Genomic DNA, 15074 nt, shown 5'->3' with positions numbered 1-15074 from the left:
ATAATAAGGGGATGGGGAGGCGAGCTTTGCATTTTATTTTAGAACTCAACGGCCTTTAATAAAAAGATCAGTTAATAACTAACCATTGATTGTTTATAAGGCCAAGATCAGCGAAAATAGTTTTCAATTACGATTAACATAACGGATCGCATGTGAAGAGCCAATTTAGGGCTTTTCTGATGGTGTGTTGAGCTTTCGAGGTTGCTTTATACCAATTTTATTAAAAACATGATCATTCTAGCGTATTGAATAACTCACTAACTAGGTTAAAAAATTATTCATAGAGAACAACTCTATGTGATAATTTTCGCCTTGTTATTGCACTATTTACTTATCGCTATAATAGATCACCAATTTAATGCAATTGTTATTATTTAAGCCTTGAAAGCTCAGCATACTTAAAGTGGATAATATCCGTATACAAACTAAAAGAACTTTTTAATGGCAGATCAAAATCTCCTTAGCGAAATTAATAAACGACGAACCTTTGCTATCATCTCTCACCCAGATGCTGGTAAAACAACCATCACCGAAAAAGTATTGTTATTCGGACAAGCTATTCAACGAGCTGGTACTGTAAAAGGCCGTGGTTCTAACCAGCATGCTAAGTCTGACTGGATGGAAATGGAAAAAGAGCGTGGTATATCTGTTACTACCTCTGTAATGCAGTTTCCATATAACAACGCACTTGTTAACTTACTTGATACTCCAGGGCACGAAGACTTCTCTGAAGATACTTACCGCACATTAACAGCGGTAGATTCGTGTTTAATGGTTATTGATGCAGCAAAAGGTGTAGAAGACCGTACCCGCAAGTTAATGGAAGTTACACGCCTGCGTACCACGCCTATTGTTACCTTTATGAACAAATGTGATCGTGATATTCGCGACCCAATGGAAGTGCTGGACGAAGTTGAAACAGAGCTAAATATTGCCTGTGCCCCCATCACTTGGCCAATTGGCTGTGGTAAAGAGTTCAAAGGTGTTTACCACATTCATAATGACGAAGCTGTTTTATACAAAACAGGTCAGGGTCATAAAATTCAAGAAGTTCGTACCATTAAAGGTCTTGATAACCCAGAGCTTGATATTGCCATTGGTGAAGATTTAGCTGCGCAATTACGCGATGAGCTTGAGCTTGTTATTGGCGCATCAAACGAATTTGATTTAGATCTGTTTTTAGCCGGTGAGCTTTCGCCAGTTTATTACGGTACAGCACTTGGTAACTTTGGTGTTGACCACGTGTTAGATGGTTTAACTAAATGGGCGCCAACGCCATTACCACGCGAAACAGAAGACAGACTTATTGTTGCAACTGAAGAAAACTTTACTGGTTTTGTATTTAAAATTCAGGCCAACATGGATCCAAAGCACCGTGACCGTATTGCATTTATGCGTATTGTATCGGGTAAGTACAGCCAAGGCATGAAGATGAATCACGTGCGAATTGGCAAGCAAGTGAGCATTTCTGATGCGGTAACCTTTATGGCGGGCGACCGCGAGCGCGCAGCTGACGCTTACGCCGGCGACATTATTGGTTTGCATAACCACGGAACTATTCAAATTGGTGATACATTCACGCAAGGCGAAAAACTTAAATTTAGTGGTATCCCTAACTTTGCGCCTGAATTATTCCGCCGTATTCGTCTTCGCGATCCGCTTAAGCAAAAGCAATTATTAAAAGGCTTAGTACAGCTTTCTGAAGAAGGTGCTGTGCAAGTATTTAGACCGCTTATAAACAACGATTTAATTGTGGGCGCGGTAGGTGTACTTCAGTTTGATGTAGTTGTAGCGCGCTTAAAAGCCGAATATAACGTAGATGCTATTTACGAAGGTGTAAACGTAAATACAGCGCGTTGGGTAAGTAGCGACGATGTGAAAAAGTTTGAAGACTTTAAGCGCAAGTGCGAAAGTAATTTAGCACTCGATGGCGGTGATAACTTAACTTACATTGCGCCTAGCCGTGTAAATCTTAACTTATCGGTAGAGCGATACCCTGAAGTAACGTTTAGCCATACACGCGAAAACTAGAATCGACTGACTACAGTTAACTGAAAGCCTGCTTTGGCGGGCTTACAAAGGTAAAAAAATATGAATATTCGTACTATTTTAATCGAAAAAGCCGTTGCAGCTATGGTTGGTGCAGGCTTACCTGAAGATACAAACCCAGCAGTAACGCAAAGCACACGTCCACAATTTGGTGATTACCAAATTAATGCAGCAATGGGCGCGGCTAAAAAAATGAAAAGCAACCCACGTGAGCTTGCGCAAAAAATTATAGATAACCTTGATGTAAGCGATATTGCTCAAAAGACTGAAATTGCAGGCCCAGGTTTTATTAATATTCATTTAAAGCCTGAGTTTTTAGCGCAAAGCGTACAAGCCGCTAACAGTGATGCAAAGCTTGCTGTAAACGAGCACGCTAAGCCACAAAAAGTGGTTGTTGATTACTCATCACCAAACCTAGCTAAAGAAATGCACGTAGGCCATTTACGTTCAACCATTATTGGTGACTCAATTGTGCGTGCGCTTGAATTTAGAGGCGATACGGTTGTACGTCAAAATCACATGGGTGATTGGGGCACGCAATTTGGTATGTTAATCGCGCATTTAGAAGATCAAATTAGCCAAGGTGTTGATTTAGATTCTGTAGCACTTGCTGATTTAGAAACCTTTTATCGCGATGCTAAAAAACGTTTTGACGATGAAGAAGGCTTTGCAGATAAAGCACGTGACTATGTTGTTAAACTACAAGGCGGCGATACGCACTGTGAAAAGCTTTGGAAACTATTTATAGCCACCTCAGTTAAACACTCTGAAGAAGTATACAAGCGCTTAAATGTAACGCTTACTCAAGCCGATATTATGGCTGAAAGCGCATATAACGCAGAGCTTAACGATATTATTAGCCTACTTAAAGATAAAAATATTGCCGTTGAGTCGCAAGGCGCGCAAGTGGTATTTTTAGATGAGCTTGCCAACAAAGATGGCGAGCCATCAGCGTTTATCGTACAAAAATCTGGCGGTGGTTTTTTATATGCAACAACAGATTTAGCTGCATGTGACTACCGTTCAAATAAATTAGGTGCTGATCGCATCTTAATTTTTGTAGATGCACGTCAAAATCTACACTTTAACCAAGTAGAGCTAACAGCGCGTAAAGCTGGTTTATTACGAGACGAAACAAGCTACGAGTTTTGCCCGTTTGGCACCATGATGGGCGCCGATAACAAACCATTTAAAACACGTACTGGCGGCACAGTAAAACTTGCTGATTTATTAGAAGAGTCAATTAACCGTGCAGCCGCAAAACTAGCTGAACGTGAGTCTGATTTAAGTGATTCTGAGCGCAGCGAGATTGCCCGTAAAGTAGGTATTGGTGCAGTTAAATACGCCGATCTTTCTAAGCATCGCACCAGCGATTACATTTTTAACTGGGACAGCATGCTAAGCTTTGAAGGCGCAACCGCTCCTTACTTACAATATGCTTATACACGTATACGCAGTATTTTTCGTAAATCAGGCGTTGATGCAGCTACATTAAATTCAGATGTTGCAATTGTTGAGCCTCAAGAAAAAGCACTAGCACTTAAGCTACTACAGCTTGAAGAAGTCCTTGATTTAATGATCAGCGAAGCAACACCGCACGTACTATGTGGTTACTTATATGAGCTTGCAAGCTTATACATGACATTTTACGAAGCCTGCCCAGTACTTAAAGAAGGCGTAGAGCCAAGCGTGCGCGATAGCCGTTTAGTGCTGTGTAATTTGGTTTCAAGAACATTAGAAACGGGATTGGATTTGCTAGGTATTGAAGTTATGGAGCAAATGTAATCTGCTGCGTGTAGTTCGCTTTAGCTGCGTTGGTAAAACTATTTAGCCTAAGTCACATACAACAAACCGTATGCTCCTTGGCATAAATAGTTTTACCGCCTTGCTAGCACTCCTACACTTGCAGATATCTGAGTTGTGTAGTTTACGTTGTAGGTTGGGTTGAGTGAAACCCAACCCAACGATACACCTGAATCTTAATATTTGTTACTGCTCAACATCTAATGTTTTAAGCTCGCTACTCTAAGCTCTTTTCTAAGGCTTTATTTAAAGGATTTGTTATGAAACTCGAAGATATCCGCCGTGAATACCTGCAAGACGCGTTAAGCGAAGATAACTTGCAAGATGACCCATTCAAGCAGTTTGAAACATGGCTTGAGCATGCAGTAGCAAGCCAATTACCTGATCCAACAGCGATGGTTGTAGCAACTGTTGATGAAACCGGTCAACCTTCACAGCGCATAGTGCTTTTAAAGCATTTGGATGATAACGGCTTTGTGTTTTTTACCAATACAGGTTCGCGTAAAGCGCAAGAGCTTAAAGGTAATAATAAGATATCGCTGCACTTTCCGTGGCATCACATGGAACGCCAAGTTATTGTATATGGCGAGGCTAAACCATTACCAACTTCTGCTGTGGCTAAGTACTTTTTATCTCGTCCTAAAGAAAGCCAATTAGCCGCGTGGGCATCAGCGCAAAGTCGTCCGGTGTCATCACGAAAAGTACTCATGGAAACCTTTGCCAATATGAAAAACAAGTTTGCTAAAGGTGAAATTCCACTTCCCGATTTTTGGGGCGGATATTGTGTAGTGCCCACTAAAATTGAGTTTTGGCAAGGTGGAGCACATCGTTTGCATGACCGCTTTATATATCAGCGCCAAGCAGATAATAGCTGGCAAATTACGCGCTTAAATCCTTAATAAATAGATGAGTAAGTAACTGTGCAATTTATTGACTCTCATTGCCATCTCGATTTTAGTGAGTTTGATTCAAATCGTGAATCTCTCATAAGAGAGTGTGTAGCAAAGGGAGTTAATCAGTTTATTGTGCCAGGCATTACCCTTGCTCAATCGCATGCCCTCATAGAGCTCAAAGCAACCTATCCAAGTATAAAAATAGCGGCAGGGCTCCATCCTTATTTTTTAAAACAGCATGAAGAATCTCACATTGAAGCGTTGTTTGAGTTTGCAACTACAAATACGCATCAGCTGGTGGCCATTGGTGAGTGTGGGCTTGATAGAAGTATTGAAAACCTCTGCAAACAAACTTATTTATTTGAACAGCAAATAGAGCTATCAAACAAGCTTAACTTGCCGCTCATTGTGCATCATAGGCAAAGCCATGATTTAATTGCGCAATCGTTTAAACGTTGTAAGCCAAAAAATGGGGGGTAATTCATGCATTTTCAGGTTCAATCCAACAAGCGCAGTACTATATCAAACAGGGCTTTAAGCTAGGAGTAGGTGGTGTTATTACCTATGAGCGCGCAGTTAAAACACGCGCCGTTATTGCTGCTATCGAGCCAGAAAATTTAGTGCTAGAAACAGATTCTCCCTCAATGCCTTTAAGCGGCTATCAAGGTGAAGTTAACACGCCATTGCATATACCCGATGTATTTAATGCATTGTGTGATTTAAAGCCACACAGTAAGAGAGAGACGCTTGCTAAGCTACTTTATGATTCTTGCTCAGATGTTTTTTGCATGTAGCGATTAACCTGCCAACGTTTTAAGCCTCGCCCTAATTGCCACGTGAAAATGCAGGCAATCACTAGCATTAAAAGTACTTGGCGACCTAAATCATGAAAATGATTATGACTGTCGGCAATTGCTGCTCGTGTTAAATACGTAACTGACACAAACCCAAGTGGACGATCATCATCACTTATCACAGGCTCTACAAAGGGGGTTTTTAATTTGCTAATACCTGGTGTTGAATCAGGAAGTTGGCCAAAAATATGATGCGATTGCCAGTTATCGCTACTGGCTATTAAAATACCTTGTTGATCGTAAATAGTTGCCGAAAGTACAAATTCATCTTTGCTTATATCGTTACAAATTGTATTTAGCTGTGGTTTGTTTTTTTCGATTAAAGGTGTTTTTACATTCAAAGCCATAAACTTAGTTAAACTTTTTGCAGTGCTATCGGCACTATCATAAAGCAGTTGGTGGCTTTGGAAACTGCTACTGACAGCAACCCAACTTAGCAACACAAAACAGGCAGCCGCAAGTAACAGGCGCACAAGCCGCTTTCTTTGAGAAGCCGATATAGGATTTTTAAGATGGTTATTTTTCATAGTCACCGTATATGCTGCTGACAGGATTTTGATTTGATGTTACAACTAGCACTATAACCTTAAACCTCACCTGATGGCGAATTTAGCGCTAATAATACCTACATCAATTAGTTTATATCAGGAAAATAAAAATAAATACGGAGATCTCATGGCGCAAACGAGCATGGCACAGCTTAATACTGATCAATCATTATCAATGTTAACTTTAAATCAATGGTTTAGTTATCAGGATTGTACTTTTTTACCGCTTAATAATGTTCCAAATAAACAGCTGGGATTATTTAGTATCGCATTTGCAGGTGACTTTAACACAAGCCATGTGACTAGCATTATTGATTTTTTAGCTAAGCATAACCAAATAGTTACAGCTATATGCCAGTATCAACCTGATTTAGGGCTAGCCCCCGCACTGTGCTTTTATACGCAAAATGCAGAGCAAGCTATAAACCCGTTAGAGCTTCAAACGTTTTCAAGTACGCTTGATTGCCAGTTAGTACAAGTAGCCACACCTCCTAACCTTTATGAGCCTGGTTTGTTGGTTATGGATATGGACTCAACGGCGATTACCATTGAATGTATTGATGAAATAGCGCGTTTGGCCAATGTGTATGACGAAGTAGCGTCGGTTACAGCACTCGCGATGGCAGGTAAACTCGACTTTAGCGAAAGCTTAAATCAACGTGTCGCTAAACTGGCTGGTATTGAAAAAAGCTTGATTGAAGAGCTTAAAAATACATTACCACTCATGCCAGGTATTAAAGTGCTTTGCCAAATTTTAAAACAACATAACTGGTACTTAGCTATCGCATCAGGTGGTTTTGTACCGTTTGCAGAACGTGTACAAGCGCTTATTCATTTAGATGAAGTTCATGCTAATGTACTTGAATTTGAAGGCGATAAACTAACGGGTAAAGTACTGGGTACAATTGTCGATGCACAGCAAAAAGCGGTTGTTTTAGAGATGCTTCAACAAAAGCTAGGACTTGAAAAAATACAAACGGTTGCTATCGGTGATGGTGCAAATGATTTAGTCATGATGGCTAAAGCAGGCCTAGGTGTTGCTGTACATGGTAAACCTAAAGTAGTTGAGCAGGCACAAGCTGCTATTTGCCAAGGATCATTATTGCAATTGTTGTATATGTTGGCTATTCCGTTAGGAGAAGAGCCTACTTTTTAAATAGATTAGGTTAAACCGGTTAACGTAAGCGGTTTAACCAAATAAGTTTACGACGTCCCATTTGCTCAATTTGTTGTTGATTGAGGTCTAGGTGGCTAAGCGCTTCTTCAGTAATATCTACTACGTCACCTACGCCTGCTACAGACCATAATGCTTTTTCCAAATCTTTTGCTTTATGCATAGCGTATTGGCTTACATATTTTAATTCGTTAGATAAGTAATCGGTATCAGGACGTCCCGTACGTGATAAATATAAACGCATCACAAAAATTAGATCCGATTTAATACCTTGGCTAATTTGTTTCTCAAAGCCGCTGTAGTCTTCACCTAGAACACATTGGCTTGTAATAGCCTCTTTGATATCTCCTTTGCGGGGATCAAAATTAATAGCGATTGTAAATGCCAGAGGAGGATCTTGGCGGCTTCTATCTTTAATATGCGGCGAAATTACATTAATTATTTGCTCATCTGTCAATATACTAGATAAGTCTGTTTTATTACTCAGCAGCCCAAAGTTTTGTAAAATCACATGTAACGGGCTAGCGTATAAACCAAAACCAATGGCTCCCGTTTTAAAATGAGCAGCTTCTTTATGTAAGTATAATGGAAATTGACATACGCTTTTTGTAACCATGTTTCTAAGCGCGGTAGATAAGCCTTCTACTTTAGGTGCTTCTTCAGATACTTTAAGTTTGTCTTTGTTGTTTTCAATTAACTGAGTGAAAAAGGTAACGCCAGCATGAGGGAAGTCAGATACCCGACTTGCTTTTAAGTTAATGGTAGTAAACGATTTACCAATTGCCATTACTTCATATTTTAATTCACTAAGTTGGTGCTTTTTAGTTATTTTTTGCAAGTCAGGAAATGATAATAAAATAATGTCACCTTTTTTAAAGGTGATGGGTTGCTCGCACTCAAGTTGTAAGCCCATTACAGAAAAGTCACGCGTGTAGCCACTAAAGGTAATGTCACCTAAGGTTACTTTTGCTGCTGTTTTATATAGATAGCGCTTATGCGAACGTAAATTTACATATTCAAGTGCAACAATATCTAAATAAGGTGGTGTTTGATGTTTAGCATGACCAAAATGTTTAAGCTGATTAACAAGTGCTTTATCATAATTTAATTTTTTATACTGCTCTTGTTCTACAGCATTACCAATACTTGTTAAAACAACAATGTACTTTACATCTTTTACTAGCCCTTCAACGCGAGGCGAAGGCGGCTTATTAAGCTTTTCAATGTTTTCACCAGCACTATTGGGTAAAGAAAGTGGAATGTACGAATCGTCTGGGTGAGTAGGCATGATTTGAAGTTTAAAACATTGCCAACTTTCTTTTTGACTGCCAAAACTTAAAAATAAACTGCTCAACTCAGGCGTTTTTTCAAGTTCACTACGTGTTGCAGAATAATAGTAAATTTTACCTGAGGATACATGCGTAAAAGTATATAGATAATCTTCTTTAACGGCCGTTGTTTGCGTTAGCAATTGGGTTATACGCTGGTGATTGAGTACATTGTACAAGCAAGGGATTGCTCTTTCGTCAGTAAAATAGCGCTGAATAAAAATATTATTTTCTGTTGTTAAGCTCAAGCTTGGGTAATAGTGATCATCTTTTTTGCTTAAAAATACATATAAAGAAGTTACTCGCGGAATGTAATATTGCTCATAGCCTTTTGAAACGACAGCATCAAGAGTGTTATCAAGGTTGACTTTATAACGGCGTTTATTGCCATGAATAAAGCTCTTTAAAAAGCGATCAAATGCTTCATTATTTTCTACATAAGTACGCTTTAAACGAATGTGGTTGTATTCACGAGATATATTTTCCACAGCCACTACTTCGTATTGAATACCGTTTTTTAAGCCTAGCTCAAAGTCTTGCTCAAGCCCGACTAAACGCATTGCGATGAGTTGACCTTTCTTTAAAATATGGCGGGTAACGAGCTTTACTTTACAGCCACTAAGAGAAATGTCAGAGGTACTTGCCGCAATGTTTTTCTTGTCATCGTAGGTAATAGTGACTTTTATTGAGTAGTTCATCCGCTCTTCACGGCGACTCTCATAAGAGGCAAATTTAATGACATCTGTATCTAACGAGTCATCTAGTTCTGGTAATTCAGCCTTTTCTATAGCCTTTTTTTGTAACACACGATGATTATTCTCAGTATTCATTACTGCTTCGTAAACGGCTAACGTGTACTCACCATGTTGTTCTAAAGCTTTTTCAAAAACCTCAATGGCAGTATCATCCATAAAGTGCTGTTTGCCATTGTGCTCATAGGGCTTTACATGTCCGGTAACTAAACCGCGTAAATCAACAAATCGGGCAACAGGCTGAGATAAGCGTGACATCTCCATTTTCATCAAAAATTGTTCAGGCTTTGTAAGCTCTGCCGTTTTTGATTTGAAAATCATGTCAAACTTGGTGTTACCTAAATATTGTTTTAGCTCATTCACGAGGTCTTCGTGTTTGAGCATTATGTCATCAGCCATTTATAAAACCATCACCGTCTAATTGAAAAAGTAGGTATACTGTTGAGTCTATTTATTAAAAAAATAAACGTTAAACCATTCTATGTTATTAATATAGGTACGGTTATTTGAGTAACTACAGTTTAGCTCTTGTTATTATGTGTTAAATGCCATTTTTTTGGCAAGTTACTTTAAATTATTTCAAAGCAAAAAGTATGCCCTAAATTACAGGGAATAAAAACAGAATTGTATTTAATGATTGTGATGCTAGGTTTTTCACAGGTAAAAATCGTTGCTGAGAAAAAGCGTGGAATGGCAAGATAATCATTTAATAGTAAGTATTTTAAAAATTAAAGAATAGTAGGTAAGGTTATTAATGGCAAAAGCGGCAAAAGTAGAGTTTGTTTGTACTGAATGTGGCATGAACTACCAACGTTGGCAAGGTCAATGCCGCTGCGGTGCATGGAACACATTAGCAGAATTTAAACCTTCAGCAGGGCATAGTAAAAAAGCGGCAGTGCGAGCAAGTGTAGGCGGTTATGCTGGTGGTATTGGTGGCGGCTCTAAAAAAATTAATGACATTACTACAACAGAGGCTGAAAAACAGCTAACTGAAATCGGCGAACTCGATCGTGTGCTAAGCGGTGGTGTCACAACTGGGTCGGTTAATATAATCTCTGGCGACCCTGGCGCTGGTAAAACTACATTGCTGTCTGATTTAGTGGCTAGGATGTCACAGCGTATGCCATCACTTTACTGTACGGCAGAGGAGTCTTTATCACAGTTTAAAAACAGGGTTAACCGTTTAAAGTTAAACTACAACCCGGACGAGCTTTATTTACTTTCAGAAACAAGCGTTGAAACAATTATTGATGAGCTTGAGAAGAATAAAATTAAGTTTGCTGTAATCGACTCTATTCAAGCTGTTGTAACCGATACCGCTAATGGTAGCCCAGGCTCGCCTTCGCAAGTAAAGAGTGCCGCACAAGCATTGACTCAATATTGTAAGCAAAATGATGTCACCATGTTCATTATTGCTCATGTAAATAAGAATAACGAAATAGCTGGCCCGCAGACTTTGGTGCATATAGTGGATGCGCTTTTACATATTGACACCAACGATGGGCAAATTCGTACTTTGCGAGCCAATAAAAATCGCTTTGGTGATATTGATACTGTGGGCATTTTTAAAATGTGCGAACGCGGTATGTTAAGTGTTGATAACCCAAGCGAAATATTTTTATCGGGTTCAACCACCGATTCCCCTGGGTCTACAATTACTTGTATTCGTAAAGGAAATCGTAATTTATTACTCGAAATTCAATGTTTAACCACCGAAACTGAGGCGGAATTTCCGCAGCGTGTTTGCGTTGGTTTAAATATGAATCGTATAAAAATGCTGACCGGTATATTGCGCAAGCACACTAAAACTAAAATATTTCACGATACGTTTTTCAATATAGTAGGTGGTTTAAGAATTGATGAGTCAGAAACCTGTATTGATTTGGCGTTAGTTACCGCATTACTTAGTAGTTTAAATGAATTTGTTGTACCTCGTACCACGTGTATTATGGGGGAACTTAGCTTGAACGGCGATGTACGTCCAATTGATAGTGGTGTACCGCGCGTTAAAGAAGCAGCACAACATGGTTTTACTGAAATATTTATTCCATTTCGTAATTATCATAAATCCATGGAAGGGTTGGGTGCTAAAATTACCCCAGTAAAAACAGTGCATGAGTTACTTAGTTTAATTAACTAGCCAGCAAAAACGCTTAACCGGTAATGTTCATCAGTGTTACTCTTGAGTTAAGACCATTTTATATTAAGAATTAAATAAGGAGATAACATGAAAAAATTAGTTATAGTTGCCGCTATTGTTGCAGCAGGTGTTGGTGGTGTAAGTTATGCAAATTACGTAGCAACACAAGAAGTGCGTGCAGAAGTAGATAAGCAACTTGCTTTAGTAAGTGAGCAAACGGGCGCTATATTTAAATATGCTGGTTTATCAGCAAGTGTTATTTCAAAAAGCGTAGAAATAACAAATATGGAAGTAATAAGCCCTGAGGGTGACAATGTTGCTAAGATTCAAAGTATTGAAATAACGGGTTACGATCCGGATAATATTTCGCCTCATACATCGTTTGATGTAAAAAGCTTCCAGTTTGATAAAGACTTTGCCGCAAAATTACCAGCAGATACGAACGAAATGTTAGCATCGGCAAGCTATGACTTACACTCATCGCTTGATTACGACGAACAGTCGGGCAACAGTGATGTGGTTGTTAAATTAGATGCAAAAGATATTGTTAGTTTTAATATGGATATGGGCTTAGCTAATTCAAAAGCATTAATGGATGCGTCATTGGCTATTAGTAAGGCGCAACAAGAAGCCGGTAATCAACCTCTGACTTACGAGCAAGAGTTACAGCAGCAAACACTTGTTATGCAAGCAATGAGCAAACTGGAGCCGCGCAATGTTAGTTTTGCCTTAAATAATCAAGGTAAGCTAAAAGATTTATTATCAAGTGAGCTTGAAAAGCAAGGTATGACGTTAGAGAAAATGGAACTTATGCTACAGCAGCAGTTACAACAAGCTCCCGTAACGCAAGACATAGCTGAGGCTTTAACTAGCTTTGCTAAAGGTTTGAATTCATTTAGCGTATCTGCAAAATTACCTGAAGGTAAAACCATGATGGAAGTTAATCAACACATTATGATGCTAGTAGGGCAACCTGAAGAGCTCGTTAAGTTTATTAATTTAGAAGTAAAAGGTGATTAATAATCGCGTTGAGCTGTCAGTGAAGCGAAAAGGTGTTGATAGTTCAATTTAAATGATTTAAGCGTGAGTTTTACTCGCGCTTTTTTGTGCCTTGAGGTTTTTATTTTAAACGGTGTTATTTAATATATTTAGATATGTAAAGCGAGGTATAAAACCTCACCTACAAAATTATATATACCCAAGCGGTAGGTGCGATTTTACATCGCGCTCATGTAACGTGTTTTTAATATGTAAAAGCGAGGTATAAAACCTCACCTACAAAATTATATATACCCAAGCGGTAGGTGCGATTTTACATCGCGCACATGTAACGCGTGTTTTTAATATGCAAAAGCGAGGTGTAAAACCTCACCTACACACCTATATACACTCAAACAGTAGGTGCGATTTCACATCGCGCACATGTAACGTGTTTTTAATATGTAAAAGCGAGGTATAAAACCTCACCTACAAAATTATATATACCCAAGCGGTAGGTGCGATTTTACATCGCGCACATGTAACTTATGAGAAATACACCGCTTATAAAAAAACACCGCGCTTAAATTAAGTGCGGTGTTTTTATAAAACTGTAGTTATTGCTCAAAGAGCCAATCTCATTATTAATGAAGAATACGTGCTCTAATTGTACCCTCAACAGCGCTTAGCTCTTTAAGTGCAACTTCAGAGTGATCAGTATCTACATCAATAACAACATAACCAATTGCTGAATCTGTTTGCAGATATTGCGCGGCAATATTAATACCGTGCTGTGCAAACGCTTGGTTAATTTGTGTTAGTACGCCAGGACGATTGTGGTGCACGTGTAATAAACGGCTACGATTAGCAAGCTCTGGTAGCGATACCTCGGGGAAGTTAACCGCAGTAATCGTTGAGCCGTTATCTGAGTATTTAGCCAGTTTACCTGCTACTTCAATGCCAATATTTTCTTGTGCTTCTTGTGTCGAGCCACCAATGTGTGGTGTTAAAATAACATTGTCGAATTGACGCAGTGGCGATACAAATTCTTCATCGTTAGATTTAGGCTCAGTAGGGAACACATCGATTGCTGCACCACTTAGCTTTTTCTCGGTAAGCGCTTCTGCAAGTGCATCAATATCAACAACAGTTCCGCGAGAAGCGTTGATCAAAATAGATCCCTGCTTCATAACAGCAAGTTCAGCTGTGCCGATTAGGTTTTTAGTTTGCGGCGTTTCTGGTACGTGTAAGCTAATAATATCAGAGCGTTGTAATAGCTGAGTTAGGTTATGAACTTGTTTGGCATTACCCAGTGATAACTTATCTTCGATATCGTAAAACTCCACGTTCATACCGATATTTTCAGCCATAATACCCAGCTGAGTACCAATGTGACCGTAGCCAATAATACCTAATGTTTTACCACGTGCTTCAAACGAACCATTTGCTGTTTTTAACCAGCCACCACGATGAGCCGCTGCATTACGCTCTGGAATACCACGTAGTAAAAGCAGAATTTCGCCAAGTACAAGCTCTGCAACAGAACGAGTGTTAGAAAACGGTGCGTTAAATACAGCAATACCACGTTCGCGTGCGCTGTCTAGGTCAACTTGGTTTGTGCCAATACAAAAACAACCAACTGCAACGAGCTTTTCAGCGGCATCTAATACCGCTTCGCTTATATGAGTGCGAGAACGAAGGCCTACAAAATGTACATCTTTAATGCGTTCTTTTAGTTCGTCCTCAGGTAAGGATGTTTTAACGTAATCGATGTTGCTGTAACCGTTACGTTTTAGCGTTTCAACAGCGCTTTGGTGAACACCTTCAAGCAAGAGAATTTTAATTTTGTCTTTTGCTAACGATACCTTACTCATAACCTCATCCTATTTAATTTGAGGCCCATTTTTAGTGCCGATTATCACTTTATCAGCACCACGCATCGCAAATAGGCCGTTGGTAACTACGCCAACAATTGAGTTAATTTGTGTTTCAAGTTGTTTGGCATTGGTAATTTTTAAGTTAAATACATCTAATATAACGTTACCATTATCGGTAACTACGCCTTGACGGTAAACAGGGTCACCACCAAGTTTTAATAATTCTCGTGCAACGTAACTGCGCGCCATAGGGATAACTTCTACCGGAAGCGGGAAGTCACCTAACGTTTCTACTAATTTGGTGTCATCTACAATACACACAAATTGTTTAGCTACTGCCGCTACTATTTTTTCACGTGTTAGCGCTGCGCCGCCGCCTTTAATCATTTCGTTTTGAGCGTTTATTTCGTCAGCGCCGTCAACGTATACATCTAAAGCATCAACGTTATTAAGTTCAAACACTTCAATACCTAACGCTTCCAAACGTGCAGTTGAAGCTTCTGAGCTTGATACAGCGCCTACAATAGTGTCTTTTACTGAGCCAAGTGCATCAATAAAATGGTTAACCGTTGAACCTGTACCCACGCCTACTATGGTGTCTTTTTTTACAAACTCGAGTGCAGCCCAGGCAGCTGCTTTTTTTAATTCATCTTGTGTCATTAATGTGTGCTCATCTAT

Annotated in this window: 10 protein-coding genes and 1 pseudogene; 7 read left to right on the top strand and 4 right to left on the bottom strand. The window is 39.3% G+C overall.

The annotated features are described in order from the left end of the window. Positions 1–441 precede the first annotated feature (441 nt). From prfC to P4S71_RS22755, 4 genes and pseudogenes are all read left to right on the top strand, one after another. On the top strand, positions 442–2031 hold the full coding sequence (gene prfC / locus P4S71_RS22770) for a peptide chain release factor 3 (protein ID WP_007377813.1): 1590 nt from the start codon (positions 442–444) through the stop codon (positions 2029–2031). 60 nt (positions 2032–2091) lie between these two features. Further along, entirely contained in the window at positions 2092–3834 is a 1743-nt protein-coding gene (gene argS, locus P4S71_RS22765) for an arginine--tRNA ligase (protein WP_337151584.1), read from the top strand. A 278-nt stretch (positions 3835–4112) separates the two neighbouring features. Then, positions 4113–4751 carry a pyridoxamine 5'-phosphate oxidase gene (pdxH, locus tag P4S71_RS22760; RefSeq protein ID WP_010553172.1) on the top strand — a complete coding sequence of 213 codons (639 nt, stop codon included), beginning with the start codon at positions 4113–4115 and terminating at the stop codon, positions 4749–4751. Between the two features lie 21 nt (positions 4752–4772). After that, positions 4773–5539, top strand: a pseudogene (locus P4S71_RS22755) (TatD family hydrolase). Here the strand turns inward: P4S71_RS22755 and P4S71_RS22750 are convergent. Then, complete coding sequence (locus P4S71_RS22750) at positions 5506–6126, bottom strand: AhpA/YtjB family protein (protein WP_008137440.1); 621 nt, start codon at positions 6124–6126, stop codon at positions 5506–5508. The pseudogene P4S71_RS22755 and the gene P4S71_RS22750 overlap by 34 nt on opposite strands. A 148-nt stretch (positions 6127–6274) precedes the next feature. Between P4S71_RS22750 and serB the strand changes: the two genes are divergently transcribed. After that, the gene (gene serB, locus P4S71_RS22745; protein WP_007377808.1) at positions 6275–7303 is read left to right on the top strand and encodes a phosphoserine phosphatase SerB; all 1029 of its coding nucleotides are present in this window, start codon (positions 6275–6277) and stop codon (positions 7301–7303) included. Between the two features lie 19 nt (positions 7304–7322). On the opposite strand, the gene P4S71_RS22740 is transcribed toward serB, so the two are convergent. After that, positions 7323–9800, bottom strand: coding sequence for a PilZ domain-containing protein (locus P4S71_RS22740; protein WP_096793602.1), 2478 nt, complete (start codon positions 9798–9800; stop codon positions 7323–7325). Between the two features lie 355 nt (positions 9801–10155). On the opposite strand from P4S71_RS22740, the gene radA reads away from it, so the two are divergent. Next, positions 10156–11541 (top strand): DNA repair protein RadA, encoded by a 1386-nt coding sequence (radA, locus tag P4S71_RS22735; RefSeq protein WP_008137434.1) that lies wholly within the window; start codon positions 10156–10158, stop codon positions 11539–11541. A gap of 87 nt (positions 11542–11628) precedes the next feature. Continuing rightward, positions 11629–12561 carry a hypothetical protein gene (locus tag P4S71_RS22730; RefSeq protein ID WP_008137433.1) on the top strand — a complete coding sequence of 311 codons (933 nt, stop codon included), beginning with the start codon at positions 11629–11631 and terminating at the stop codon, positions 12559–12561. Between the two features lie 602 nt (positions 12562–13163). On the opposite strand, the gene serA is transcribed toward P4S71_RS22730, so the two are convergent. After that, positions 13164–14393 carry a phosphoglycerate dehydrogenase gene (gene serA, locus P4S71_RS22725; protein ID WP_007377804.1) on the bottom strand — a complete coding sequence of 410 codons (1230 nt, stop codon included), beginning with the start codon at positions 14391–14393 and terminating at the stop codon, positions 13164–13166. Between the two features lie 9 nt (positions 14394–14402). Beyond that, positions 14403–15056, bottom strand: a complete 654-nt coding sequence (gene rpiA / locus P4S71_RS22720) for a ribose-5-phosphate isomerase RpiA (RefSeq protein WP_337151583.1) — start codon at positions 15054–15056, stop codon at positions 14403–14405. Between the last annotated feature and the right edge of the window lie 18 nt (positions 15057–15074).

It is taken from the genome of Pseudoalteromonas sp. B62 (assembly GCF_037162565.1).
GTDB classification, from domain to species: domain Bacteria; phylum Pseudomonadota; class Gammaproteobacteria; order Enterobacterales; family Alteromonadaceae; genus Pseudoalteromonas; species Pseudoalteromonas fuliginea.
This window is presented reverse-complemented; position numbering and strand designations above follow the sequence as displayed.

Coding starts and splice junctions, on each gene's coding strand:
- prfC (WP_007377813.1), top strand. CDS start 442: ATGGCAGATCAAAATCTCCTTAGCGAAATTAATAAACGACGAACCTTT.
- argS (WP_337151584.1), top strand. CDS start 2,092: ATGAATATTCGTACTATTTTAATCGAAAAAGCCGTTGCAGCTATGGTT.
- pdxH (WP_010553172.1), top strand. CDS start 4,113: ATGAAACTCGAAGATATCCGCCGTGAATACCTGCAAGACGCGTTAAGC.
- P4S71_RS22750 (WP_008137440.1), bottom strand. CDS start 6,126: ATGAAAAATAACCATCTTAAAAATCCTATATCGGCTTCTCAAAGAAAG.
- serB (WP_007377808.1), top strand. CDS start 6,275: ATGGCGCAAACGAGCATGGCACAGCTTAATACTGATCAATCATTATCA.
- P4S71_RS22740 (WP_096793602.1), bottom strand. CDS start 9,800: ATGGCTGATGACATAATGCTCAAACACGAAGACCTCGTGAATGAGCTA.
- radA (WP_008137434.1), top strand. CDS start 10,156: ATGGCAAAAGCGGCAAAAGTAGAGTTTGTTTGTACTGAATGTGGCATG.
- P4S71_RS22730 (WP_008137433.1), top strand. CDS start 11,629: ATGAAAAAATTAGTTATAGTTGCCGCTATTGTTGCAGCAGGTGTTGGT.
- serA (WP_007377804.1), bottom strand. CDS start 14,393: ATGAGTAAGGTATCGTTAGCAAAAGACAAAATTAAAATTCTCTTGCTT.
- rpiA (WP_337151583.1), bottom strand. CDS start 15,056: ATGACACAAGATGAATTAAAAAAAGCAGCTGCCTGGGCTGCACTCGAG.